Origin of the sequence: Motilibacter aurantiacus, assembly GCF_011250645.1 — a bacterium.
In the GTDB taxonomy this organism is placed as follows: domain Bacteria; phylum Actinomycetota; class Actinomycetes; order Motilibacterales; family Motilibacteraceae; genus Motilibacter_A; species Motilibacter_A aurantiacus.
In genome coordinates, this window is record NZ_JAANNO010000006.1 from 1 (window position 1) to 25021 (window position 25021).

Sequence of the window (25021 nt, forward strand, 5' to 3'; positions counted from 1 at the left end):
AACACCCCGGGCACGAGGCTCATTCCCACCGGATCAGCTCCACCCTCCCGGGCCTCGCCTCTCCGTTCTTGCTCGGAGAGCTTATCACACTCTCCCGCTCCCCGCGGCCGGCCTTTCGGCACCGCTTCGGTTCTTCCTGCCGTGCCCGAGAACCATACAGCGTCTCTTGCCCGGCCCCGGGGTCGCTCCTGATGGAGCTTCACCGGAGAACAGCCGCTCAATTCCCGGAAGGTCTTGCTCGGCTGTTCTGGGAGAAACTTTAGCAGTTCCTCCGGTGCGAAGTCCTCACCAGCGCAAGGATTCCGCGGCGCTCTGCCCGGAAGCGAGCGCTTCCTGGCACGACCGGCCGGACGTCGTCACCGGCGCCGACTCAAGGTTCTTGTTGTCATGACGAACGCTTCGCACCGGCGCCAGCCGGTCCCGTGGTCCCGTCCGGCCCGCCACCGCGGCCACTTCCCGTGTCCGTCGCTCAGCGAGCCGAGGAGCAAACTTAGCGCACACGGGACCGTGAACGCAAAGCGCGGTCCACGTGACCCCCGTCACGGCTGCCCCGCCCCCCAGCGCCGGCTCAGTCGAGCTCGACCGCGGCCAGCGAGCGCTTGCCCCGGCGAAGCACCGCCCAGCGCCCGTGCAGCAGGTCCTCCGCCCGCAGCGTCGCATCGACGTCGGCCACCCGCACGTTGTTCACGTACGCCCCGCCCTCCTGCACCGCGCGCCGAGCCTCCGAACGGCTCTTGCACAGCCCGGAGCTCGCGAGCAGCTCGACGACGAGTGGCAGCGGGCGCGACGCGGCCGCCCGGGGCAGCTCGGCCAGAGCGGACTGCAGCGTTGCCGCGTCAAGGGCAGCGAGCTCGCCCTGCCCGAAGAGAGCGCGGCTGGCGTCGATCACCGCCACGCACTGGTCGCCGCCGTGCACCAGTGTGGTGAGCTCCTCGGCCAGCGCGCGTTGACCGGCCCTGGCGGCCGGCTTGTCCCGCGTCTCGGCCTCTAGCGCCTCGATCTCCTCCAACGGACGGAACGAGAGGTAGCGCAGCAGCGTCGGCACGTCCCGGTCGTCCGAGTTCAGCCAGAACTGGTAGAACGCGTACGGGCTGGTGAGCGCCGGGTCCAGCCACACGGCGCCGCCCTCGGTCTTGCCGAACTTGGTCCCGTCGGACTTGAGCAGCAGGTTCGTCGTCAGGGCGTGCGCGTGGCCCCCCTCGACCCGGCGGATGAGGTCCGCGCCGGCGGTGATGTTGCCCCACTGGTCGCTGCCGCCGAGCTGGAGCGTGCAGCCCTCCCGGCGGAAGAGCTCGAGGTAGTCGTTGGCCTGCAGGATCTGGTAGCTGAACTCGGTGTAGGAGATACCGGTCGCCAGGCGCGCGCTCACGGCCTCCTTGTCGAGCATCCGGTTGACGCTGAAGTGCTTGCCCAGGTCGCGGAGCAGGTCGATCGCCGAGAGCTGGGACGTCCAGTCGAGGTTGTTGACCATGGTGGCCGCAGCCGGCCCGTCGAAGTCCAGGAAGCGCTCGATCTGGCCGCGGATGTGCCCCACCCACCCCGCGACCACGGAAGGGTCGTTGAGCACGCGCTCCGCCGTGGGCTTCGGGTCTCCGATCAGCCCCGTCGCGCCGCCGACGAGAGCCAGCGGCCGGTGCCCGGCGATCTGGAACCGGCGCATCGTGAGCACCTGCATGAGGTGCCCGACGTGCAGGCTGGCGGCGGTGGGGTCGAAGCCGGTGTAGAACGTCACCTGCCCGGCCCCGAGCGCCGCCGAGAGGGCGTCGATGTCGGTCGTCTGGGCGAGCAGCCCGCGGGCACGCAGGTCGTCGAGGATGGCGCTCATGGCGTCGATGATCCCGCACCCGTGGGACCGGCCGTCCGGCGGCGGGGCGCATGCCTGCGGTAGGCGCCGACCGTCGGGTCACCGCCGACCCAGAAGCGCCACGGGGTGTCGGCCCCGGCGGTGACCCCCACTCGCGGCCCGGTCGCCACTGCCGCAGCCGGCACGGGCGAGGCCGGCGCGAGCAGGCGGACCGGTGAGGCCGGGGCGAGCAGGTCCAGGCCGTACGCCGACCCGTCGACCCCGAGGGCGGCACAGAGCCGCGCGGGGCCGCGCGCCAGGTCGACGTCGGCGCGGGAGGCCCGCCGCCGCGTACGCGCGAGCTCCGGGCCGACGACGATCTCGCCCGCCCGCAGGAGGACGGCCGACGCGGTGCCCTCGACCCCGCACACCACGTTGGCGCACCAGTGCATGCCGTAGGTGAAGTAGACGTACAGGAAGCCGGCATCGCCGAACATGACGTCGTTGCGCGGGGTACGCCCGCGGAAGGCGTGGGAGCCGGGGTCGGCCTCCCCCGCGTACGCCTCCACCTCGGTGAGGCGCACCGCTACCCGCCCGGCCTCGGTGTCGCTGACGAGCAGGGCGCCGAGCAGGGCCGGCGCCACCTCGGGCGCCGGCCCCCGCAGCGTCTCCCGCCGGAAGGCGGTCAGTCCCGCGTCGCCCATGCAGCGTGCTCGCTGGCCCCGGCGGCGAGCGCCGCCAACTGCTCGGCGACGCGCGCAGGGGCGGTCCCGCCGACGGCGGAGCGGGCCTCGAGCGCCCCGCGGACCGAGAGGACTGACCGCACCGTGGCGTCCAGCCGGGGGTCCACCGCCTCGAAGTCGGCGTCGTCCAGCTCCCACAGCTCGATGCCACGCGAGTCGCACAGCTGCACGAGGCTTCCGGAGATCTCGTGCGCGTCCCGGAACGGGACCCCCCGGCGCACGAGCCACTCGGCGACGTCGGTCGCCAGCGCATGCCCGGTCGGCGTGGTCGCCTCCAGCCGCACTGCGTCGACCCGCAGGGTGGCGACCATCCCGGCGAGCGCCGGGATCACGAGGAGCAGCTGCTCGACGGCGTCGAAAGCCGGCTCCTTGTCCTCCTGCATGTCCCGGTCGTAGGCGAGCGGCAGGCCCTTGAGCATGGCCAGCACGCCGGTCACGTGCCCGATGAGCCGCCCGGCCTTGCCACGGGCGAGCTCGGCGATGTCGGGGTTCTTCTTCTGCGGCATGATCGACGAGCCCGTCGAGAAGGCGTCGTCGAGCCGCACCCAGCCGAACTCCGACGTCGCCCAGAGGCAGAGCTCCTCGCCGAGCCGCGACAGGTGCACCCCGAGCAGCGCCGCGACGAAGAGGAACTCCGCGACGAAGTCACGGTCGCTGACGGCGTCGATGCTGTTCGGGATAGCCCCGCGGAAGCCGAGCTCGCGCGCGGTGGCCTCCGGGTCCAGCGGCAGGGAGGACCCGGCGAGCGCGCCCGCGCCCAGCGGTGACCAGGCGGCCCGCTCGTCCCAGTCGCGCAGCCGGTCGACGTCGCGGGCGAGCGGGTGGACGTGGGCCAGCAGCTGGTGGGCGAGGAGCACTGGCTGCGCGTGCTGCAGGTGCGTCATCCCCGGGGCCGGCACGTCGATGTTGCGCTCGGCGAGGCCGATCAGGGACGTCTCGAGCTCGGCGATGCGCGCGACCAGCTGGCGGGCCGCGTCCCGCAGGTAGAGCCGGAGGTCCGTGGCCACCTGGTCGTTGCGACTGCGCCCGGCGCGCAGCTTGCCGCCGAGCGCGCCGAGCCGCTCGAGCAGCCCGCGCTCGAGGGCCGTGTGGACGTCCTCGTCGTCGACGGTCGGCCGGAACGCGCCGGACGCCACGTCGGCGGCCAGCCCGTCGAGCGCCTCCAGCATGCGCCCGAGCTCGTCGTCATCGAGGAGGCCCGCCCGGTGCAGCACGCGGGCGTGCGCCTTGGAGCCGAGCAGGTCGTACGGCGCGAGGCGCCAGTCGAACTGGACGCTGACCGAGAGCTGCGCGAGGGCGTCGGCGGGCCCGCTGGCGAACCGGCCGCCCCACAGGCGCCGGGGGGCCTCGGTCACTGCGCCCCCTCCAGGACCGGGGTCTGCTCGCTGGTCAACGGTCTCTCCTTCTGCGGTGCATGGGGCGGAAGTCTTGCGCACGCGGTCGGCTGCGCGGTCAGGCGAGGTGACGGGCCGGGTCGGGACGTGCCTCGCCGGCCAGCGTCAGCAGCCGGTCGGCCACCGCCGCCCCGCCGTCGGCGCCACGGGAGACCACGAGGACGGTGTCGTCGCCGGCCACGGTGCCGAGCACGTCGGGCAGCTGGGCCGCGTCGAGCGCGGACGCGAGCAGGTTCGCCCCGCCGGGAGGGGTGCGCAGCACGGCGAGGGTGCCGGACGCGTCGGCCGAGACGAGCAGGTCGTTGAGCGTGCGCAGCAGCCGGGCGTCCAGGGCGGCCCGGTCGGCCGCGGCACGCGGGGTACGGTCGCCGCCCTCGCCGGGCACGGCGTACACCAGCTCCCCGTCTCCTGAACGGACCTTCACCGCTCCGAGCTCGTCGAGGTCACGGGAGAGCGTGGCCTGGGTGACGACGAGCCCGTCGGCGGCGAGCAGCTTGGCGAGCTCCGGCTGCGAGCGGACGTTGTTGCGCCCCAGCAGGTCGACGATGCGACGGTGTCGTGCCGCCTTCGTCTGTGGGACGCTCACGCCCGCTCCAGCAGCCAGGTGAGCAGGGCCTTCTGCGCGTGCAGCCGGTTCTCCGCCTCGTCCCACACGGCGCTGCGGGGGCCGTCGATCACCGCCGCCTCGATCTCCTTGCCCCGGTAGGCGGGCAGGCAGTGCAGCACGATGCTGCCGGCCGCGGAGATGCGCATCAGCTGCTCGGTGACCGCGAACGGCTCGAAGACCCCGGCGCGGGAGCCCGCCTCGCCCTCCTGCCCCATGGACACCCATGTGTCGGTGGCCAGGACGTCCGCGCCCTCCGCGGCGTGGGCGGCGTCCCGGACGTGCGCGACGGAGCCGCCCGTCTGCGCCGCGATCTCGTGGGCGCGGGCCAGCACGGCCTGGTCCGGGTCGAACCCCTCAGGGCAGGCGATGCGCACGTGCATGCCGGCGGTGGCACCGGCGAGCAGATAGCTGTGGGCCATGTTGTTGGCCCCGTCGCCGAGGTACGCCAGGGTGACCCCGGCCAGCCGCCCGTGGCGCTCGCGGACGGTGAGCAGGTCGGCTAGCAGCTGGCAGGGGTGGAACTCGTCGGTGAGCGCGTTGACCACGGGCACCCGGCTGGCGGCGGCCACCGCCTCGAGGTCGCTCTGGGCGAAGGTCCGCCAGACGATGGCCGCGACCTGCCGGTCCAGGACCCGTGCCGTGTCCGCCACCGGCTCGCCGCGACCCAGCTGGCTTCCCGCCGAGTCGATGACGAGGGGGTAGCCACCGAGCTCGGCGACGCCCACCGAGAACGACACCCGGGTGCGGGTCGACGGCTTGTCGAAGATCACCGCCACGCTGCGCGGGCCTTCCAGCGGGCGGGCGGCGAAGCGGTCCCTCTTCAGCGCGGCGGCCAGGTCGAGGACCTCGGCCTGCTCGGCCGGGGACAGGTCGTCGTCGCGCAGGAAGTGCCGGACGGTCGTCTGCTCAGACATTCGCGGCCTCCTGGGCGGCAGCATCAGTGGCGGCATCGAGGGCAGCAGGAAGGGCGGCCAGGAAGGCGTCGGCCTGCTCGTCGGTGAGGACCAGCGGCGGCGCCAGCCGGATCACGTCCTGCGCGACGGCGTTGACGAGGAAGCCGGCTCCACGCAGCGCGTCGACGAGGAGGGGTGCCACGCGCGCGGACAGCGTGATGCCGAGCAGGAGCCCGTCGCCGCGTACCCCTGACACGAGCGGGTGCCCGAGCGACTCGACGCCGGCGGCCAGCCGGTGCCCGAGCGCCTTGGCCCGCGAGCACAAGTCGTCGGCCTCCACCGTGTCGAGCACGGCCAGTCCGGCCGCGCACGTGACGGGATTGCCCCCGAAGGTGCTCGCATGGTCGCCGGGGCGCAGCAGCGCCGCCGCCTCGCCCAGGCCGATGCAGGCGCCGAGCGGCAGGCCACCGCCCAGCCCCTTCGCGAGGGTGACGACGTCGGGGCGGACGCCCGACGCCTGATGCGCGAACCAGGCACCGGTGCGCCCGATGCCGGTCTGCACCTCGTCGAGCACGAGCAGGGCCCCGGCGGCCGTGGTGATCTCCCGCGCGGCCTCGAGGTAGCCGGGGGGCGCGGGCAGCACGCCGCCCTCCCCCTGCACCGGCTCGAGGAACACCGCGGCCGTCGCGTCGTCGACGGCACGGCGCAGGGCCGCCACGTCGCCGTAGTCCACGTGAGCCACACCTGGGACCAGCGGGGCGAAGGGCTCCTGCTTCAGCGGCTGCCCGGTGAGCGCCAGGGCGCCCATGGTGCGGCCGTGGAAGGAGCCGTACGCCGCCACGACCTTGGTGCGCCCGGTGCGCCGGGTCAGTTTGAGCGCGGCCTCGTTGGCCTCGGCGCCCGAGTTGCAGAAGAAGACCTTGCCCTCGCGGCCGAGCAGCCCGAGCAGCCGCTCGGCGAGCGTGATCGACGGGAGGTTGGCGTAGAGGTTCGACGTGTGGCCGAGCAGGCCGACCTGCTCCGTGACCGCCGCGACGACCGCCGGATGGGCGTGGCCGAGCACGTTCGTCGCGATGCCTGCGATGAGGTCGACGTAGCTGCGCCCGGTGTCGTCCTCGACGACGGCACCTGCGCCGCGGACCAGGGTGATGCCGGGCGTCGCGTAGGTCGGCATGACGGCCGACGACCACCGCTCGACACCGGAGCGGGCTTGGCTGGGGCTCACGGGGTGACCTCCGTCCCGACGCCTTCGTCGGTGAACACTTCGAGCAGCAGGGAATGGGGGACGCGACCGTCGAGCACGTGCGCCTTGGACACGCCGCCCCGGACCGCCCGCAGGCAGGCCTGCATCTTGGGGACCATTCCCGACGACAGCGTCGGCAGCATTGCCTCCAGCGAGTCCGCGTCCACCGAGCTGAGCACCTCGTCGGTGCTGGGCCAGTCGGCGTAGAGGCCCTCGACGTCGGTCAGGACGACGAGCTTCTCCGCCTGAAGGGCCACCGCGAGCGCGGCGGCCGCGATGTCTGCGTTGACGTTGTAGACCTCGCCCGCGTCCCCGCGCGCGACGCTGGTGACCACCGGGATGCGTCCGTCGTCGAGCAGCGCCTCGACCACCTCGGGCTCGACCCGGACGATGTCGCCGACGAGCCCGACGTCGACGGGCTCGCCGTCGACCACCGGCATGGTCCGCTCGGCCGTGAAGAGCCGGGCGTCCTCGCCGGAGAGCCCGACCGCGAAGGAGCCGTGGGCGTTGACGAGGCCGACGACCTCGCGCTGCACCTGGCCGACCAGGACCATCCGGACGACGTCCATCGCCTCCGGGGTCGTGACCCGCAGGCCGCCGGTGAAGACGGTCTCGATGCCCAGCCGGTCGAGCGCGGCGGTGACCTGAGGCCCGCCGCCGTGGACGACGACGGGCCGCAGGCCGGCGTGGCGCAGGAAGACGACGTCGGCTGCGAACGAGGCCTTGAGCGTCTCGTTGGTCATCGCGTTGCCGCCGTACTTGATGACGACGGTGCGGCCGGCGAAGCGCTTGAGCCAGGGCAGCGCCTCGACGAGGGTCGCGGCCTTGGAGAGCGCGGCCGCGCGGTCGCGGGAGACCGCGCTCACGTGGAGTACGCCGAATTCTCGTGGACGTAGTCGACGGTTAAGTCGTTGGTCCACACCGTCACCGACTCCGCCCCCGCGTGCAGGTCGATGCGGATCGCGACGTCGCGCCCGTCGAACCGCACCAGCTCGCGCGGCTCCCCCGGCTCGCCGGCGATGCACACCTTGACGCCTTGGAAGGACACGTCGACCTCCTGGGGGTCGAACTGCGCCCCTGTCGTGCCGACGGCGGCCAGCACCCGGCCCCAGTTGGGGTCCTCGCCGTAGATCGCGCACTTGAGCAGGTTGCTGCGCGCGACCGCCCGGCCGACCTCGAGCCCGTCCTCCTCCGAGGCGGCGCCGACCACCTCGATGGAGATGTCGTGCTTTGCCCCCTCGGCGTCCGCGAGCAGCTGCCGCGCGAGGTCCGCGCAGAGCACGCGCACGGCCTCGGCGAACTCGTCGTAGGAAGGCGCGATCCCGGAAGCGGCACTCGCCATCAGCAGGACGGTGTCGTTGGTCGACATGCACCCGTCGGAGTCGAGCCGGTCGAAGGTGACCCTGGTGGCCGCCCGCAGGGCGCGGTCGCACGTCTCCGCGTCCACGTCGGCGTCGGTCGTGATGACCACGAGCATGGTCGCGAGCGCGGGCGCCAGCATCCCGGCGCCCTTGGCCATGCCGCCGACCACCCAGCCCTGGCCGGCGACGAGCGCCTCCTTCGGGCGGGTGTCCGTCGTCATGATCGCGCGGGCCGCGGCCGGGCCGCCGTCCGACGCGAGGGCACCGGCTGCCGCCTCGGTCCCGGCGAGCAGCCGGACCAGGTCGAGCTGCTGCCCGATGAGCCCGGTGGAGCAGACGACCACGTCCCCGGCGCTGAGCCCGGTGAGCTCGGCCACGAGCTCTGCGGACCGGTGGACGGTCAGGAAGCCCTGGCTTCCGGTGTAGCAGTTGGCGCCCCCGGAGTTGAGCAGCACCGCGTCGACCCGGCCGTCCGACACGACCTGCTGGCTCCACGTGACCGGGTGCGCCTTGCAGCGGTTGGCGGTGAAGACGGCAGCCGCGCCGTGGGACGGCCCGTCGTTGACCACGAGGGCGACGTCCGGGGTGCCGCTGGGCTTCAGCCCGGCGGTGACACCGGAAGCGCGGAACCCCGAAGCAGCGGTCACGCTCACGGCGCGGCCCCCACGACGGAGAGGCCGCACTCCTCGGGAAGGCCGAGCGCGATGTTGGCGCACTGGAGGGCCTGGCCGGCGGCGCCCTTTCCGAGGTTGTCGATCGCGACCGTCACGACCGCGCGGCCCGCGTGGGTGTCCGCAGCGGCCTGCACGTGCGCAGAGTTCGAGCCCGCGGTGGCCGCGGTGGTCGGCCACACGCCCTCGGGCAGCAGCGTCACGAACGGCTCGTCCGCATAGGCCGCCTGCAGCGCCTCGCGCAGCTGCGCCGTGGTGACCTCGGGCCTCAGGGCCGCGGTGCAGGTCGCCAGGATGCCGCGCGGCATCGGGGCCAGCAGCGGCGTGAACGACAGCGTCACCGGGCTGCCGGCGGCGGTCGTCAGGGTCTGCTCCATCTCGGGGGTGTGCTGGTGCGCGCCGCCGGCCTTGTAGGCCGAGACCGCGCCCATGACCTCGGAGCCGAGCAGGGCGACCTTGGCCGAGCGACCGGCGCCGGAGGTGCCGCTCGCGGCGACCACGACGACGTCCTGCGCCGCGACCAGGCCGGCGGCGAGCACCGGGGCGAGGCCGAGCGCCACGGAGGTCGGGTAGCAGCCGGGGGCAGCGATCCGCCGCGCGCCGCGCAGGAGCTGGCGCTGCCCGGGCAGCTCGGGCAGGCCGTACGGCCAGGTGCCGGCGTGCGCCCCGCCGTAGTAGGACTCCCACGTGCCCGGGTCGGTGAGCCGGTGGTCGGCGCCCAGGTCGACGACCAGGGCGCCGCTGCCCTCGAGCTCGCGGGCGACGGCCGCCGACTGCCCGTGCGGCATGGCCAGGAAGACCACGTCGTGCCCGGCCAGCTCGGCCGGGTCGGTGGGTCGCAGCACCAGGTCGCCCAGCCCGCGCGCTCCCGCGAGGTGCGGGTGCGCCGCGGCGAGCGGCGTGCCCGCCGAGCTCGCGGCGGTGACGGTCGTGACGTCGAGCTCGGGATGCCCGGCGAGCAGCCGCAGCAGCTCACCCCCGGCATACCCGCTCGCGCCCGTGACGGCAACGGTGAGACCCATGGCGAGATCATACCGGATGACGCATGGTCATGCAGAACGGCGCGGGCCCCTCGTCAGGCCCGGCGGGCGCGGGCGGAAAGCACGACGAGCAGCGGGTAGACGGCCTGCGCGCCGGCGGCGGCCCGCTCGGACAGCCCGAGAGCTGCGCCGCCGGTCACCGCCTGCTGGCCGACCCACAGGACGAGCGCGCCCAGCGCGGCAGCGGCGGCGGCCGCGGGCAGTGGCCGGAGGAGGCGTACGACCGGGCTGCGCCGGCCGAGCGCCGGCCAGGCAGCGAGCGCGCCGAAGGCCACCACCGCCGCGACCGCGTGGGCGCCGGAGCCGCCCTCGGCCGGGAGCGGGGTCGCGGCGACCGCGAAGGTGGCCAGCCCGCCCAGGGCGAGGCCCGCGCGCGCGGCGGCCGGGGCCGCCCGCAGCCCGCTCGCCGTGACGAGGTGGCACGCGCCCAGCCCGGCCAGAGCACCCGTCATCACCCAGGCGTCGGCCGCGCCGGCGCCCGCCAGCGCGCTGATCGAGCCCCGCACGGCGTCGAAGCCGTCGGGCTGCCGGGCCGCAGCCAGCGTCCACCCACCGACGAGCAGCACCGGCGCGGCGGCGGCGGAGGCCACGGCCCAGGCTGCCGCACCGCCTCGTGGGGACGGCTCACCCCGCAGCCGTCGCCGCAGGCTCACGCGCCGCGCAGCACCGCGCCGGTCCGACGACCGGCCTCGGCGACCGCCGCGTCCCGCGCCTGCGACGCCTCCTCGGCCGTCAGCGTGCGGTCCTCGGCCCGGAGCCACAGCCGGTACGCGAGCGAGCGCTGGCCCTCCGCGATCCCGGCGCCCTTGTAGACGTCGAAGAGGCGCACCTGCTCCAGCAGGCCCCCCGCCCCGGCGCGCAGCGCGGCCTCGACGGCGGCGGCCGGCACCGTGGTGTCGACCACGAGCGCCACGTCCTGGGTGGCCACGGGGTAGGCCGACAGCCGCGGCGCGGGCACCGGGCCGGGCAGGTCGGCCATGAGCAGGTCGAGGTCGAGCTCCATCGCGCAGGTCCGCTCCGGCACGCCGAGCGCCTCGACCACCCGCGGGTGCAGCTCGCCGGCGTGTCCGACGACCGTGCCGCCGACCAGGAGCGCGGCACAGCGCCCCGGGTGCCACGGCGCGTGCTCGTCGGCGCGTACGTCCAGGGTGACGCCGACGGCGGACGCGACCGTCCGCGCGGCCTCGATCGCGTCGGCCCAGAGCGCGGGCTCGCCCGGCCCCCACCAGCCCGGCCGGCGCAGGTTGCCGGCGAGCACCGCCCCCACCCGCCGCGGCTGGCGGGGCAGGGCCGCGTCGAGCGCGGCGAGCTGCTCGTCGCTGGGACGGGCGTCCACGCCGAGGCGGGGAGCCTGCGGCAGCGGCCCGTCGTCGACGCGGAAGACCAGGCCGGTCTCGAAGAGCGCCACGTCGACCGCGCCGCGGGCGACGTTGCGCCGCAGCGCCGCGAGCAGCCCGGGCAGCAGCGTGGTGCGCAGCGCCGGCTGCTCGGCCGAGATCGGGTTCGCCAGGTGCAGCGTCCGGCGTCGGGGGTCGTCCGCGGCGAGGCCGAGCGCCTCGAGGTCCGCCTCGCCGATGAAGGGGTAGCTCGGGGCCTCGACGAGGCCGGCCCCGGCCAGCGCGCGGCCGACCCGGCGGCGTGCCCGCTGCTGCTCGGTGAGCCCGGCGCTCGCCGGCGGCAGCGGCAGGACCGACGGGATGCGGTCGTACCCGTCGAGCCGCGCCACCTCCTCGACCAGGTCGTACGGCCCGGCGAGGTCCCCCCGCCAGGACGGCGGTGTGACGAGCAGGTCCTCGCCCTCCGCGGTGACCGTGCAGCCCACGGCCCGGAGGGCGGCGAGCACCTCGTCCGTGGTGTAGCCCACGCCGACGACACGGCCGGGCAGGTCGGCCGGCATGCGCAGCTGCGCCGGCAGGACGGGCGTCCCGGCGTCGGTCACGCCGTCCTCCGCCGTCGCGCCGCCGAGCTCGACGAGCAGGTCCACCGCCCGCTGGGCCGCGACGGGCGGCAGGGCCGGGTCGACGCCCCGCTCGAACCGGCGCGAGGCCTCGCTGAGCAGCCCGTGCCGCCGGCTGCCCCGGGACACGACCGCGGCGTCGAAGTGAGCGGCCTCGAGCACGATGTCGGTGGTGGCGGCCGAGATCTCGGTCGACGCGCCGCCCATGACCCCGGCGACGCCGATGGCGCCGCTCTCGTCGGAGATGACCAGGTCATCCGGGTCCAGTGCCCGCTTCGTGCCGTCGAGGGTCTCGATGCGCTCGTCGGGCAGAGCCCGGCGTACGACGATCGCGCCCTGCAGCCGGCGCATGTCGTAGGCGTGCAGCGGCTGGCCGAGCTCGAGCATCACGTAGTTCGTGACGTCGACGGCCAGGCTGACCGACCGCATGCCGGCGAGCGCCAGGCGGCGCGTCATCCACGCGGGCGAGGGGCGCTCCGGGTCGAGCCCGACGATCCCGCGCGCGACGAAGCGGTCGCAGGCGGCGCCGTCCTCGACGCGCACCGGCCATGCCGGGCCCTCGCTCGTCGCCGGCTCGACGTCTGCGGGGTCGCGCAGCGGCACGGAGTACGCCGCCGCGAGCTCGCGCGCGATGCCGCGCACCGACAGCGCGTAGCCACGGTCGGGGGTCGGCGTGATGTCGAGGACCTCGTCGCGCAGCTTCAGGTAGTCGGCCGCGTCGGCCCCGACGGGCGCGTCCTCGGGCAGGACGACGATGCCCTCGGTGCCGTCGTCCCCGACGCCCAGCTCGGTGGAGGAGCAGATCATGCCGTCGCTGACGTGGCCGTACGTCTTGCGGGCGGCGATTGCGAAACCGCCGTGGAGCACCGCGCCGGGCAGCGAGACGACGACCTTGTCCCCGACGGCGAAGTTGGACGCCCCGCAGACGATGCCCCGCGGCTCCTCGCCCTCGGCGACGCGCACCTGGCACCAACGGATCGTCTTCTTCTTCTGCGGCTCCTCGACGAACTCGAGGACCTGGCCGACCACGACCGGGCCGGAGACGTCACCGACGGGCTCGATGCCCTCGACCTCGAGCCCGGCGCGGACGAGGCGCTCGGCGACCTCACGAGCACTGTGCCCGGCGGGGATGTCGACGTGCTCCCGCAGCCACGACAGCGGCACCCGCACGTCAGACCTCCAGTCCGAAAGGAAGGGTGAAGCGCACGTCGCCCTCCACCATGTCGCGCATGTCCTGGCCGTTGTGCCGGGACATGAGGGTCCGCTCGATGCCCATGCCGAAGGCGAAACCGGTGTAGACGTCGGGGTCGAGCCCGCAGGCGACGAGGACGCGCGGGTTGACCATGCCGCAGCCGCCCCACTCGACCCAGCCCTCGGACTTGCAGGTACGGCAGGGGTTGGCGGGGTCGCCCACCGAGGCGCCGTGGCAGACCCAGCAGCGCAGGTCGACCTCGGCGGACGGCTCCGTGAACGGGAAGAAGTGAGGACGCAGACGGGTGATCACGCCTTCGCCGAACATGGATTCGGCGAAGGCGTCCAGGGTGCCGCGCAGGTGGGCCATCGTCAGCCCCTTGTCGACGGCGAGCCCCTCGACCTGGTTGAAGACGGGCGTGTGCGTGGCGTCCAGCTCGTCCGTCCGGAAGGTTCGGCCCGGGCAGACGACGTAGATCGGCGGCTTGCGCTCGAGCATCGTCCGCGCCTGCACCGGCGAGGTGTGCGTCCGGAGCACGACCCCGCTGTCGGGGGCACCCACGAAGAACGTGTCCTGCATCGCCCGCGCCGGGTGGTCGGGCTTGAAGTTGAGCGCGTCGAAGTTGAACCACTCGGCCTCGGCCTCGGGCCCCTCGGCGACGTCCCACCCCATGCCGACGAACACGTCGACGATCCGCTCGGGAAGCGTGGTCAGGGGGTGCCGCGCCCCGACGGGGCGCCGGTCCCACGGCAGCGTGACGTCGACCGCCTCCTCGACCAGCACGCGCGCGTCGCGCTCGGCCTCGAGGACCTGCCGGCGCGCGGCGTACGCCTCCTCGACGGCCTTGAGCGCGCCGCCGACACGCTTGCCGGCGTCGGCGCGGGCCTGCGGTGGCAGCGCGCCGACCTCGGCGCGCGCGAGCCGCAGCGGGGAACGGTCGCCGAGGTGCGCGACCTTCGCGGCGTGGAGCGCGTCGAGGCCTCCAGCCGCCGTGAAGGCCGCCAGCGCCTCGTCGCGCATGCGCGCGACCTCGTCAGCGTGCAAGGAGCTCACTTCCACCGGGTCGAAGGAACGGTTCGGGGCGGACACGGTGCGCAAGTCTAGTGAGCGCCGTGACTACGGCGGGCGGCCGACAGCGGCCGCCGCACGGAGCGGGAGTCAGAGGAAGGACGGGGTGGGGCGCGTGCTCAGAGCTCGAAGTCGGGCACGCCCGCGGGCAGCTCGACCCGGAACAGCGCTCCGCCCGAGGGCGCGGTGTCGATGGCGATCTGCCCGCCGTGCGCCTCGACGAGGCCGCGCACGATGTAGAGCCCGAGGCCCGTGCCGCCGCGCCGCCCGGTCCGCCAGAACTTGGTGAACACCCGCTGGCGCATCTCGAGCGGCACGCCCTCGCCCTCGTCGATGACGGTCAGCGCGGTGCCGGCGCCCGCGGCGGGCTCCACCCGCACCGTCACCTTCCCCTCGCCGTGGCGGAGCGCGTTCTCCAGCAAGTTGGAGAGAACCTGGTCGAGCTTGTCGCGGTCGGCCCAGAGCTCGCCGAGGCCCGGGGCCACCTCGACCACGAAGCGCGCCTCCTCGGCGCCGGCCGCGACGAGCCCGGCGACGTGGCGCGCGACGGCCGCCGGCAGGTCCACCGGCTCCTTGCGCAGCTGCAGCCGTCCCGAGTCGATGCGCGCGGTGTCCAGCAGCTCGGTGATGAGCCGGGTGACCCGGTCGGCGTCCGCCTCGACGGTCTCGAGCATGAGCCGCTTCTGCTCGTCGGTGAAACGGTCCCAGCGCTTGAGCAGCGTCGCGGTGAAGCCCTTCACCGAGGTCAGCGGTGAGCGCAGCTCGTGCGCGACCGTGGACACGAGCTCGGCACGGCTGAGCTCCTCGCGCTCGCGGACCCGCGTGCAGCGCATCGAGACGACCACGCGCGCGACGGGGCCGAGGCGCTGCTCGCGGACGTAGCGACCGCTCACCAGCACCTCCCGGCCGTCGGGCAGCTGCAGGGTCCGTTCCCCGAAGCCGGTGCGTATCGCGAGGCCGGTGTAGGGCGCCGCGCAGCTCCACCAGACCTTGCCGTCGCGGTCGGCGAGCGGCAGGGCGTCCTCGAGCGGACGCCCGAGCACGTCGGCGGCGCGGGACCCGGTCATGTGCTCGGCGGCGGCGTTGAACACGACGACGCGCCCCGTGGCGTCCGCGACGACGAGACCGTCGGGCAGGTCGTCGGGCGCCAGGCCGACGCCTGGATCGGGAGCAGGCTCGAGATGCTCCGGCACGCCCGAATCGTACGGTCCGGAGGCGGTCGTGGACGAGTGCCGCTCCGACTCCCCTGCCCGCACGGTCAGTGTCCGGAGGGCGGCGCAGGCAGGGCGCGCTGGGCGCGCGCCGAGGCGTACAGGCAGACAGCGGCGGCGGTGGCGAGATTCAGGCTCTCGGCCCGGCCGTGGATGGGCACGGCGAGCACGTCGTCGGACATGTCCAGGAGCGCGTCCGGCAGCCCCCAGGCCTCGTTGCCGAAGACCCAGGCGGTCGGGCCGGCGAGGTCGCCGTCGCGGTCGGCGAGGTCGAGGTCGCGGCCCTTGCCGTCCGCGGCCACCACCCGCAGGCCGGCTGCGCGCAGCGCGTCGAAGGCGGCCGCCGCGGGGGCGCCCGCGACGACGGGCAGGTGGAAGAGGCTGCCTGCGGTCGCACGCACGCACTTGCCGTTGTAGACGTCCACGGACGCGTCGGTGAGCACGACGGCGTCGGCCCCCGCGGCGTCGGCCGCGCGGAGCACGGTGCCGGCGTTGCCGGGGTCGCGCACGTTGGCGAGGACGGCGACCAGCCGCGCGCCGGCGGACAGCGCCTGCTCGAGCGGGACGTCGACGAAGCCGCAGACGGCGAGCACCCCCTGCGGGGTCACCGTCTGCGCGACCGAGGCCAGCACGTCTGCCGTCACGCGCATGACCGGCACGCGTGCGTCGCGGGCCAGGCCGACCAGCTCGGGCAGCCGCCCGGCGAGCTCGTCGGTCACGAGGACCTCGAGGACGCGGTCGGGCGTGCAGGCCAGCGCCTCGCGCACCGCCTGCGGGCCCTCGGCGAGGAAACGCCGGTCGGCCGAGCGGAACGACCGCTTGGCCAACCGGCGGGCTGCCGCGACCCGCGGGCTGCGGGCGGAGGTCACCAGGGACGTGGGACTCTCGCCCGCGCGCGCGGGGCGCGGCTCAGAGCTCGGCACTCGAGTGCTCTCCGGGCCCGGCCGGCGCGCGTGGCGGTCCGGCCGGGCCGACAGGAGGCCGGCTCAGGCGGCGCTCTCGGCAGCCGCGGGAGCGGCGGCCGGGAGGGCGGCGCGAGCGAGGTCGACCAGCGCCTTGAAGGCAGCCGGGTCGTTGACGGCCAGCTCGGCGAGCATGCGCCGGTCGACCTCGATCTCAGCGGCCTTGAGGCCCTGGATGAAGCGGTTGTAGGTCATGCCCTGCTCGCGGGCCGCAGCGTTGATGCGCTGGATCCACAGCTGGCGGAAGTCGCCCTTGCGCTTCTTGCGGTCCCGGTAGGCGTAGACGAGCGAGTGGGTGACCTGCTCCTTCGCCTTCCGGTACAGCCGCGAGCGCTGCCCGCGGTAACCACTCGCCTGCTCCAGGACGGTGCGGCGCTTCTTCGACGAGTGAACGCCGGCCTTGACGCGTGCCACGGAAAACTTCTCCTCAAGAGTGCGGGCGGCACACGCCACCCGCCGGGGTCGGACGGGGAAGAGCTACGGAGTCAGCGGCAGGGCGTCAGCGGCCGAGCATCTTCTTGATGCGCTTGGCGTCACCCGGGGCGACCTCGACCTCGTCGAACAGGCGACGGGTCAGCGTCGAAGGCTTGTGCTCGAGCAGGTGGTTGCGGCCCGCCTGACGACGCATGATCTTGCCGGTTCCGGTGACGCGGAAGCGCTTGCTCGCCCCGCTGTGGGTCTTGTTCTTCGGCATCGGGCCGGTCTCCTCAAAGGTCGTCAGTACGTGCTGCAACCCCGCCCCGGCGTCGTCCGCCGGGGCAGGGGTCCTGCGTTCTGCGCGGCCGGCGGTCCCGACCCGCCGCGGTCCTGCTGCTGCGCCCTGCTACTCCGCGCTGGTCGCCTCGTCGGCGGCGACCGCCGCAGTCGGCCGGTCCTCCCCGTCGACCTCGGCCGCGCCGTCGCCCTGGGCGCGGCGGGCCTTCGCCTCGCGCGCCTCGGCCATCGCCTCGACCTTCTTCTTGTGCGGCCCCAGCACCATGATCATGTTGCGCCCGTCCTGCTTGGGCGCGGACTCGATGAAGCCCAGCTCCTGCACGTCCTCCGCGAGCTTCTGCAGCAGCCGGTAGCCCAGCTCGGGCCGGGACTGCTCGCGGCCGCGGAACATGATCGTGATCTTGACCTTGTCGCCCGCGTTGAGGAAGCGCACGACGTGACCCTTCTTGGTGTCGTAGTCGTGAGCATCGATCTTCGGGCGGAGCTTCATCTCCTTGATGATGGTGTGAGCCTGGTTGCGCCGGGACTCACGCTCCTTCATCGCGGACTCGTACTTGAACTTCCCGTAGTCCATGAGCTTGGCCACCGGCGGGCGGGCCATCGGCGCGACCTCCACGAGGTCGAGGTCGGACTCCTGCGCGAGACGCAACGCGTCCTCGATGCGCACGATGCCGACCTGCTCGCCATTGGGGCCCACGAGCCGGACCTCGGGCACACGGATCCGGTCGTTGATGCGGGGCTCAGTGCTGATGCTGCTCTCCTCTAGCCGGGTACGGGGCGGGACCTGCACAACTCTGCAAGTGACCTGCGCAGCCGTCCGGCGAGAGCCGGGCGCCCACCACACGCGGCGAGCTTCCTCCCGACCGGGCGGGGCCCCGTGACAGGGGAACACCCGCGGCACCACCCGCCATTCCGCGCGGGCGGTGCTGGACCGGAACCTTGCGGCCTGTCGACGGCTGAGCGAGCAGCAGTCCGTCGGCCACAGGTGGGAGGAGGGCCTCCGCTTGCGCGCCCGTTCCGCTGGCACTCCGCGCCGGGGCGGTGGAGCACCTGTCGGGACGGACGGGTCGATCTGAAAGGCTACCAGGTGTGAGCACAGATCCGCTGGGCCCGCCCAGCCGCCCCGCGTCGTCGGGCGTACCCACTCCTTCTGCCGTGTCCGGTGCCGCGTCCGATGCCGCGTCCCGTGCCGCGTCCCGTGCCGCGTCTGATGCCGTATCCGATGCCGCCCGGGACATCGCCGAGGTCCCCGCCGTCGAGGTCGTCTCGGCCGCGGCCATCCACCTGATGAGCGCGGCCGCGGTCAAGTGCGGCCTCGCCGAGGACGAGGACGCCGCCCAGCACAAGGACCTCGACGAGGCCCGAACCCTCATCACGGCGCTCGCCGGGCTGGTGACCGCCGCCGCCCCCGCGCTAGGCCACCACCACGCCGCGCCCCTGCGGGACGGGCTGCGCTCGCTGCAGCTGGCCTTCCGCGAGGCGTCCCTGATCCCCGACGCCCCGGGCGAGGGGCCCGGCGAGAAGCTCACCGGCCCGGTCTACCCGCGCGGTTCCGGGCGCTGAGCCACCCTCCCCCGCACGCCTGACGGCCGCGCGATCATGGGCAGGTCGTCGGCGACACGCGGCCGCCGGCGCCGACCTGCCCATGATCAGCGTGCTCGGGGCGGCTCGGGGCGGCTCGAGGCGCTCGTCAGCACGCACGGGCCCGGCCGCGTGCCGTCGTTCAGTCCAGCGGCAGCGTGTCGCCGCGCGCGACGTACCGGATGTCCGCCACGAGCCCCCGCCTGTCCACCTCGGCCCGGAAGTCCTCCAGCGGGGACTTGAACACGCCGTAGTCGTCGTAGTGGATCGGCACGATGCGCGACCGGCGACCGAGCTCGAGCAGCTCGATGAGGTCCGCGCCCATCCGGCCGTCCATGGTCACGGTGACGCCGAGCACCTTGGTCCCGCCCAGGTGCAGCAGCGCCATGTCGATGTCCGGGAAGCGCCGCACGACCTCCTTGAGGTCGTCGATGACGAGCGTGTCACCGGTCTCGTAGATCCGGTACGGGCGCCCGCCCCCGACCGGCTCGAACTCGATCAGCATCCCCATCACGCTGGGAAGGGCGGCCTGCATCGGCCCGGGGGCGTGCCGGCCGGGCAGCGCCGTGACGCGCAGCGTGCTCCCGCCCTTCGTCAGCTCCCACGGCTGCCACGTCGACAGGCCGGCCGTGGTCACCCCCTGCCGCCGCAGCCGCTTCGCCCCGTGGGCCGTGGTGACGACCGGGACGCTGGGGTGGATGCCGCGTCTGGCGGCGCGGTCGTAGTGGTCCCCGTGCAGGTGCGAAAGGGCGACGGCGTCCAGTACGGGCAGGTCCTCGACCGCGATGGCGGGATCGGTCAGCCGGCGTGAGCTCAGCCCCTTGCCGAGGTACGCCCGCTGGCCCCGGCGCAGGAAGTTCGGGTCCGTCACGACCGTGAAGCCGTCGCGACGCAGGACCGTCGTCGCGGTCCCGACGAAGAAGAGCGAGGAGTCCGGCTGATCGTGCACGGCGGCACCTTGCCCGCGAGCGCGCCGCTTACCCGTGCCCGGGCTCGACCATCCGCACGGCCCCGGCGCCGCAGCCCACGGCTCGCCTAGCCGGCCGGCTCGACCGCCACGTCGACGCCGCGCAGCGTCCGCTCCCGCAGCAGCGGGGCGCCCTGCAGCACCGGGCCCAGCCGCCGCAGCAGGGGCTCGAGCGCCGCGCCCTCGCGGACGGTCAGCACGATCCGCGCGTCGACGCCCTCCCCCGGCACGAGGCGCACCGCCGCCACCTCGGGCTCGGGCGCAACGAGCGCCTGCACGGCCGCCGCGGCGGCGGGGTCGTCGTACAACGGGAGGGCCACCTGCTCGGCGCCCAGGGCGCGCAGCGCGGGGCCCGCCACGACGTACGGGACCGGCCCGGCGGGGTCCACGAGCAGGGCGCGCGCCCCCTCCGCCGCGCCGGCGACCGCAGCGCGCGACGGCTCGACGGGCACGGGCCGGGCGTCGGCCCGCCACCGCGACAGCGTCTCCAGGCTCGTGAAGACCGGCAGCGCCCGGCCGCCCGGCCCCTCGACGGTGACGAGCGCCATGTCGGTGCGCTTCTCCCGACGCAGCTGCCCGGGCGCGACGTCCTCCTCCTCGGCGAGCACGGCCACCACGGGCACGAGCAGCCGGGAGGAGGCGAGGGCGGACAGCACCTCCGGCCAGCGCGCCGGGTCCGACGCGTACGCCGCGAGGGCCGCCGCGACCTTGCGGTCGGCGCTCCCCTCGTCCCCGGCGAAGCCGGTGTCCGGGATCGTCCTGCCGGCGGAGCCTGTCACGGGGCGCAACCTAGCCAGCCCGGCCTCGGCCGCGCCACGGGGGACCATCGGCGGTGGCGGGGCAGGTCATGCCCCGTCCACGTCGTCGGCGGGGCCTTGCCACGGCTCGAACTCGCGCAGCCGCGTCCGCGTCTCGTGCACCGGGGCCGGCGAGCCGTCGGGGTACTGGCCCTTGAAGTACTTCATGCCCAGAGGTGCCGGCTCGCCGAAGCCGTTCGCAGCCAGGAAGTTCTGCCGGTGCGCGGCCACCCGCTCCTCGTGGAAGCGCGCCGCCTCCTGGCTGGTGTACGGGTCGGCCGAGCGTGGGAGCCACCGCGGCTCGAACTCGGCGAGCGTCCCACGCGCCTGCGGCAGGATCATGGCGAACGGCTCGCCCTCCTCGAAGCGCACCTGCGCGCCTGGGCGGGTGAGCTTCCAGTTCATCGTGAAGGGGGCGACCGACCAGTCGGTCTCCACCAGCCCCTCCAGCGGGCTGACGGCGTCCTTCGGGCGGTTGGCGGGCCCGCGGACCAGCAGGTTCCACCCGGATGGCGTCCTGAACACGTGCGGCACCCCAAAGCTCAGGACGCCGCCGCCGAAGATGGACGCGGCGAGGACCTCGCGCGGCCGGCCGTCGGGCACGACGGTGAGGGCGTCAGGGGCCTCCCCGCCGTCCCAGACGGCCGTGAAGCCGACCGGGTTGCAGATCTCCCAGCCCTGCTCCCCCGCCATGAGCAGCGGCAGGCAGTACTTGCCGGACCTGCCCGGCGTGAAGTCCAGCCACTCGCGCTTGCGCGGAGCCGGCACGATCGGTGCGCGCGCAGGGCCGCCCTTGCCGAAGTACGCCACCAGCTCGTTCGCGGCAGCGGGCCGCGGCCCCGACGCGGCGGGCAGGTCGTCGGCCGGCTGCGTCCTACCGTCCTCGTGCGCACTTGTCACGATCAGGTGTCCTTCCGCGCTTCGGGAAGCGGCCGCACGTCCGGACGGTCGCGCGTGTGCTCGTACGGTCTGCTCGATGTCAACAGATAGCGCACCGTGCGGCGGGGCGCCCTCCCTTTGGCCGCGAAGGCCCGACCGGCGGCACCGCCCGCGCCGGAGCGCTCACCCCTCCTCGCGGGCGGACGCCCGGGCCGCGACGAGGTGGGCCAGCTGCCGGGCCTGCTCGACCGCGTAGGCCCCGTCGGAGCCCTGCACCCCCATCGCCGCGACGGTGCTGCCGTCGGAGACGTCGAGCACGAGCCACGGGTCGGCGGGGCGCAGCGTGACCCCGAGGACCTCCGCCCACTCGAGCCGGCGGCCGCGCAGGATGTTCGCCACGAGCAGCCCCTGCTGGTCGGCCACGACCCGGACGTCGGCGAGCCGGTGCAGGAACCAGACGATGGCGGCCCCTACGACGGCCACGAGGAACCGGTCCAGGGCGGGCCAGTCCGAGAGCCCGACCACCAGCAGGGCGAAGACCGCGGCGACCACCACCGCGAGGGCGTACGGCACACGCCTGCCCCACCGCGGCCGGAAGGTGTGCGGCAGGGCCGGTGGCGCGGTGCCGGGCCCCGGCGTCGGAGCGCTCAGAGCCGGCACGCGTGGATGCCGGTGACGAGGATCCCCCGCGCCCCCAGCTCCCACAGCTCGTCCATGACCCGGTTGGTGTCGCTCTTGGGCACCATCGCGCGGACGGCCACCCAGCCGCGGTCGTGCAGCGGGGAGACCGTCGGCGACTCGATGCCCGGCGTGATCGCCACCGCCTCCTCCACCAGCTCCGCGCGCACGTCGTAGTCCATCAGCACGTAGCGGCGCGCGATGATGACGCCCTGCAGGCGGCGGACGAGCTGGTCCACGGCGGCCGAGCCGGAGGCCCCCGCGCCGCGGACGAGGACGGCCTCGCTGTGCAGGATCGGGTCGCCCAGGATCTCCAGGCCGGCCTGGCGCAGCGTGGTCCCGGTCGACACGACGTCCGCGATCACGTCGGCGACGCCCAGCCGGACGCTCGTCTCGACGGCGCCGTCGAGCCGGATGACCTCGGCCGAGACGCCGAGCTCGGCCAGGTGCTTGGACACCAGGCCGGCATAGGACGTCGCGACGCGCTTGCCCTCGAACTCCTTGGGCGAGGAAGCGGTGCCCGGTCGGGCTGCGTACCGGAACGTCGAGCCGCCGAAGCCGAGCTGGAGCAGCTCCTCGGCGGGCGCACCGGAGTCCAGCAGCAGGTCACGGCCGGTGATGCCGAGGTCCAGCTGGCCGGAGCCGACGTAGACCGCGATGTCACGCGGGCGCAGGAAGAAGAACTCGACGTCGTTGGCCGGGTCCTGCAGAACCAGCTCCCGCGGGTCGGTGCGCTGCGCGTACCCCGCTTCCTTCAGCATCTCCGCCGCAGCGGTGGACAACGAGCCCTTGTTCGGTACGGCGACCCTCAGCACGTGCCCCATCCTTCCAGACGGCGCAGAGTCCTTCGGACCTGTAACCGGAGGAGGGGGCTTCGGCATCAGTAGGGGCATGGACGGACGGGGCGGCGGGTTCGACGAGTACGCGACGGCGCGCGGGCCGGCGCTGCTGCGGTTCGCGTACGCCCTCACCGGGCACCGCGAGCAGGCGGAGGACCTGCTGCAGACCGCGCTCGCCGACGCGTACGTGCACTGGCGCAAGGTGCTGCGCGCCGACGACCCGGACGCCTACGTGCGCCGCATGATGCTCAACCGGTTCCTCGGCTGGCGCCGGCGCCGGTGGTCCGGCGAGCTCGCCAGCGAGCACGTCGACCCCGGCGCCTCGCCGGACCCGGCCGGCGACGTGGTGGAGCGGGACGCCGTCCGCCGGGCGCTCGCCACCCTGCCGCCGCGCCAGCGCGCGGTCGTCGTGCTGCGCTATCTCGAGGACCTCGACGACGCCGCGATCGCGGCCACGCTCGGCGTCTCCCCCGGCAGCGTCCGCGTCACGGCCCACCGCGCACTGGCGGCGCTGCGCCGCCGGCTGCCGCCCGACCTCGTACTCGACGCCTCGGCCCCGGCCGGGAAGGGATCTGCGCCATGACCGATCTGGAGGAGCTCGTCCGGGACTCGCTGTCCCGGGGCGAGCGGATGACGCTGCCGGGCGCGCTGGTCGCGGAGGCGGCCCGCAGCGGGCGGCGGCGCGCCCGGGCACGCCGCGTGGTGCCGGCCGTCGGGGCGGCGCTCTCGGTCACCGCCGTCGCCGCCGTGCCCGTCGCCGTCGACCACGGCTCCCGCCGCTCGGCGCCGGCCGCTGCCGTGTCCGCCGAGCCACGCACGCAGTTCACCCCGCGGTGCGAGGGGCTCGCCGTGGCCGGCACCTCCAGCCCGCCGGCCACCGACGCCGCGCTCACGGCGGGCGAGCTCGGGCGCGGCTGGCGGGCCGAGCGGGACGGCGCGTGGTACATCGACGCCCGGGGGACGGTCATGGACCGGCTGACCGGGCAGCCGGCAGTGGCCTGGCTGCCTCAGGACGCCCGGCGGGAGATCGGCTGGGGCCTCTGGCGCGCGCCGGTGCGGGGTGCGACGGGCCGGCTGCCGCTGCTGACCACGAGCGTGCTGGAGACGGAGCCGGGGCGCGGGGCCGCCCTGCTGCGCGAGCAGGGCAGCCTGGACGCCTGCGACCGGCGGACGGTCGTGCTGCGGGCCTGGGCCTCACGGACGGGCGGCGAGTACGCCAGGCGCTCCACCTACCCGACCCTCGACGCCACCGAGTGGTCCCTGGCCGTCCGCAAGGGCGACCTCGTCGTGCGGGTGAGCCTCAAGGCCCGCAGCTACATCGCGGTGGACAGCCCGCTGAGCTGGCTCGGCGCGGTGGCGGACGCCGCGCTGGCCAAGGCGCAGGGCGAGCAGCCGAGCGGTGTCCCGCCGCTGCCGGCAGGCCCTCGCAGGTGACGTCAGAGCGCCCACATCAGCACGAGCAGGGCGGCGGCGACAGCGGTGACCCACAGGACGCCGGTCACCTGGCCGTCGGCAGACAGCGGCTCGTGGTGCGTCTTGTTCGCCATGGCGGCAGCCTCCTCGCCCACCGGCTCCGGCGGGTGCTCCTGACCCTTCCCTGACACGGTGCCGAGGAACCGTGAGGCCGGGCTGACACCGGGGTCAGGGCGGCGTACGAGGACCGTCAGGATCCGGCCCGGCCCCTGTCCGGCGGCGGGCGGAGCGCGTGAGCCGGTGCCATGACGTTGAGCGACTGCCTCCCCTCCCTCCGCGCCTTCATCCCGACCCGCTCGAGGAGTCGTTGTGGCCGTCCGGCACCCGGGCGCGCGGGGACGACCGGCTGGTCGAGGGCTTCTCGCTGGCCGGGCCGCAGGGCAGGCCGGGGCTCCCGTCCAGGCCGTCTTCGGCTTCGACGTCCGGATGCGGGCGCGCGCCTGGGCCGGCCGGGACGTCACCCTGTGGCTCGGGGGGCCTGCCGCTGCGCCATGGGCGCGTGCGATGTTGGCTGCGGGCCGAGGGGGCCAGCTGGGTGCGCCCCACCGCCCCGACCGCGGGCCGGCCCCTGCGGTGACGCTCGGCGCGCTGCGGCGCAGGCCGGGCGCGTGGTGCCGATCACGGTGACGGCCCCGTGGGGCTGCCCGTCCCGCGGGGCCGGTGACCGTGCTGCCCGTGCAGGAGGTGCTTCCCGCCGCCGACGGCCGGCCCGTCGCCGTCGTGCCGCCCGTGCGGGCGGGCCTGCTCTCGGCGTACGAGGCCCGCTGCGACGGCACCCACGTTGCGCGGCTGGTCGGCCGGGCCTCGGTCGCCCGCCGGTCGCCGCACGCCGTGGTGGACGACCTCGGCTGGGTGTCCCGCTCGGCGCTGCTTCCCGCGGGCCTGGCGCCGGGGGACCTGCTCGCCGTCGCGCGCACCGGGTGCTGCGGGCACGGCGGTCAGGTGCTGGCCGTCGGCTGAGCGGGGCC

26 protein-coding genes are annotated in these 25021 nt (G+C 74.8%); 4 read left to right on the plus strand and 22 right to left on the minus strand.

Annotated features, from left to right (window positions below):
• Window positions 1-568 precede the first annotated feature (568 nt).
• From tyrS to infC, 17 genes are all read right to left on the minus strand, one after another.
• A complete protein-coding gene (tyrS, locus tag G9H72_RS11860; RefSeq protein ID WP_166171256.1) occupies window positions 569-1825 on the minus strand; it encodes a tyrosine--tRNA ligase in 1257 nt (418 codons plus the stop codon).
• Window positions 1822-2487, minus strand: a complete 666-nt coding sequence (locus G9H72_RS11865) for a DNA-3-methyladenine glycosylase (protein WP_166171258.1) — start codon at window positions 2485-2487, stop codon at window positions 1822-1824. The genes tyrS and G9H72_RS11865 overlap by 4 nt, the downstream gene beginning before the upstream one ends.
• Window positions 2469-3881 (minus strand): argininosuccinate lyase, encoded by a 1413-nt coding sequence (argH, locus tag G9H72_RS11870; protein WP_166171260.1) that lies wholly within the window; start codon window positions 3879-3881, stop codon window positions 2469-2471. The genes G9H72_RS11865 and argH overlap by 19 nt, the downstream gene beginning before the upstream one ends.
• A gap of 97 nt (window positions 3882-3978) precedes the next feature.
• The gene (locus tag G9H72_RS11875; protein ID WP_331272224.1) at window positions 3979-4506 is read right to left on the minus strand and encodes an arginine repressor; all 528 of its coding nucleotides are present in this window, start codon (window positions 4504-4506) and stop codon (window positions 3979-3981) included.
• Entirely contained in the window at window positions 4503-5441 is a 939-nt protein-coding gene (gene argF / locus G9H72_RS11880; RefSeq protein WP_166171262.1) for an ornithine carbamoyltransferase, read from the minus strand. The genes G9H72_RS11875 and argF overlap by 4 nt, the downstream gene beginning before the upstream one ends.
• Window positions 5434-6594 (minus strand): acetylornithine transaminase, encoded by a 1161-nt coding sequence (locus G9H72_RS11885; RefSeq protein ID WP_196791137.1) that lies wholly within the window; start codon window positions 6592-6594, stop codon window positions 5434-5436. Before G9H72_RS11885 ends, argF begins: the two co-directional genes overlap by 8 nt.
• A 47-nt stretch (window positions 6595-6641) precedes the next feature.
• Window positions 6642-7529 carry an acetylglutamate kinase gene (gene argB, locus G9H72_RS11890; protein WP_166171266.1) on the minus strand — a complete coding sequence of 296 codons (888 nt, stop codon included), beginning with the start codon at window positions 7527-7529 and terminating at the stop codon, window positions 6642-6644.
• Window positions 7526-8677: a bifunctional glutamate N-acetyltransferase/amino-acid acetyltransferase ArgJ gene (gene argJ, locus G9H72_RS11895; RefSeq protein ID WP_166171268.1), complete on the minus strand. Its 1152-nt coding sequence runs from the start codon at window positions 8675-8677 to the stop codon at window positions 7526-7528. The genes argB and argJ overlap by 4 nt, the downstream gene beginning before the upstream one ends.
• Window positions 8674-9717 carry an N-acetyl-gamma-glutamyl-phosphate reductase gene (gene argC / locus G9H72_RS11900; protein WP_166171270.1) on the minus strand — a complete coding sequence of 348 codons (1044 nt, stop codon included), beginning with the start codon at window positions 9715-9717 and terminating at the stop codon, window positions 8674-8676. The genes argJ and argC overlap by 4 nt, the downstream gene beginning before the upstream one ends.
• Window positions 9718-9770: 53 nt before the next feature.
• Window positions 9771-10325, minus strand: coding sequence for a DUF998 domain-containing protein (locus tag G9H72_RS11905; RefSeq protein WP_166171272.1), 555 nt, complete (start codon window positions 10323-10325; stop codon window positions 9771-9773).
• 59 nt (window positions 10326-10384) lie between these two features.
• Complete coding sequence (gene pheT, locus G9H72_RS11910; protein WP_166171274.1) at window positions 10385-12862, minus strand: phenylalanine--tRNA ligase subunit beta; 2478 nt, start codon at window positions 12860-12862, stop codon at window positions 10385-10387.
• A gap of 1 nt (window position 12863) precedes the next feature.
• A complete protein-coding gene (gene pheS, locus G9H72_RS11915) occupies window positions 12864-13973 on the minus strand; it encodes a phenylalanine--tRNA ligase subunit alpha (protein ID WP_166171276.1) in 1110 nt (369 codons plus the stop codon).
• Window positions 13974-14071: 98 nt separating this feature from the next.
• A complete protein-coding gene (locus G9H72_RS11920) occupies window positions 14072-15145 on the minus strand; it encodes an ATP-binding protein (protein ID WP_331272226.1) in 1074 nt (357 codons plus the stop codon).
• A 65-nt stretch (window positions 15146-15210) separates the two neighbouring features.
• On the minus strand, window positions 15211-16032 hold the full coding sequence (locus tag G9H72_RS11925) for a TrmH family RNA methyltransferase (RefSeq protein ID WP_331272227.1): 822 nt from the start codon (window positions 16030-16032) through the stop codon (window positions 15211-15213).
• Between the two features lie 117 nt (window positions 16033-16149).
• The gene (gene rplT, locus G9H72_RS11930; RefSeq protein WP_166171280.1) at window positions 16150-16539 is read right to left on the minus strand and encodes a 50S ribosomal protein L20; all 390 of its coding nucleotides are present in this window, start codon (window positions 16537-16539) and stop codon (window positions 16150-16152) included.
• Between the two features lie 85 nt (window positions 16540-16624).
• Window positions 16625-16819, minus strand: a complete 195-nt coding sequence (rpmI, locus tag G9H72_RS11935) for a 50S ribosomal protein L35 (protein WP_166171282.1) — start codon at window positions 16817-16819, stop codon at window positions 16625-16627.
• A 129-nt stretch (window positions 16820-16948) separates the two neighbouring features.
• A complete protein-coding gene (infC, locus tag G9H72_RS11940) occupies window positions 16949-17629 on the minus strand; it encodes a translation initiation factor IF-3 (RefSeq protein ID WP_166171284.1) in 681 nt (226 codons plus the stop codon).
• 446 nt (window positions 17630-18075) lie between these two features.
• Between infC and G9H72_RS22415 the strand changes: the two genes are divergently transcribed.
• On the plus strand, window positions 18076-18402 hold the full coding sequence (locus G9H72_RS22415) for a DUF1844 domain-containing protein (RefSeq protein WP_166171769.1): 327 nt from the start codon (window positions 18076-18078) through the stop codon (window positions 18400-18402).
• A gap of 160 nt (window positions 18403-18562) precedes the next feature.
• Here G9H72_RS22415 and G9H72_RS11950 read toward each other — a convergent pair whose 3' ends face one another.
• The 5 genes from G9H72_RS11950 to hisG form a co-directional block, all read right to left on the minus strand.
• Window positions 18563-19369 (minus strand): MBL fold metallo-hydrolase, encoded by an 807-nt coding sequence (locus G9H72_RS11950; protein WP_166171286.1) that lies wholly within the window; start codon window positions 19367-19369, stop codon window positions 18563-18565.
• 86 nt (window positions 19370-19455) lie between these two features.
• Window positions 19456-20166 carry an SseB family protein gene (locus G9H72_RS11955; protein WP_331272229.1) on the minus strand — a complete coding sequence of 237 codons (711 nt, stop codon included), beginning with the start codon at window positions 20164-20166 and terminating at the stop codon, window positions 19456-19458.
• 66 nt (window positions 20167-20232) lie between these two features.
• A complete protein-coding gene (locus G9H72_RS11960; RefSeq protein ID WP_166171290.1) occupies window positions 20233-21084 on the minus strand; it encodes a DUF6065 family protein in 852 nt (283 codons plus the stop codon).
• Window positions 21085-21246: 162 nt separating this feature from the next.
• The gene (locus G9H72_RS21610; RefSeq protein ID WP_331272230.1) at window positions 21247-21636 is read right to left on the minus strand and encodes a PH domain-containing protein; all 390 of its coding nucleotides are present in this window, start codon (window positions 21634-21636) and stop codon (window positions 21247-21249) included.
• Window positions 21637-21710: 74 nt separating this feature from the next.
• Entirely contained in the window at window positions 21711-22556 is an 846-nt protein-coding gene (gene hisG, locus G9H72_RS11970; RefSeq protein ID WP_166171294.1) for an ATP phosphoribosyltransferase, read from the minus strand.
• A 76-nt stretch (window positions 22557-22632) separates the two neighbouring features.
• On the opposite strand from hisG, the gene G9H72_RS11975 reads away from it, so the two are divergent.
• The 3 genes from G9H72_RS11975 to G9H72_RS11985 all read left to right on the plus strand — a co-directional run bounded on the left by G9H72_RS11975 (window position 22633) and on the right by G9H72_RS11985 (window position 25013).
• Complete coding sequence (locus G9H72_RS11975; RefSeq protein ID WP_166171296.1) at window positions 22633-23163, plus strand: SigE family RNA polymerase sigma factor; 531 nt, start codon at window positions 22633-22635, stop codon at window positions 23161-23163.
• A complete protein-coding gene (locus tag G9H72_RS11980) occupies window positions 23160-24014 on the plus strand; it encodes a hypothetical protein (protein WP_166171298.1) in 855 nt (284 codons plus the stop codon). The genes G9H72_RS11975 and G9H72_RS11980 overlap by 4 nt, the downstream gene beginning before the upstream one ends.
• A 699-nt stretch (window positions 24015-24713) precedes the next feature.
• Window positions 24714-25013, plus strand: coding sequence for a hypothetical protein (locus G9H72_RS11985; RefSeq protein WP_166171300.1), 300 nt, complete (start codon window positions 24714-24716; stop codon window positions 25011-25013).
• The last annotated feature ends 8 nt before the right edge of the window (window positions 25014-25021 follow it).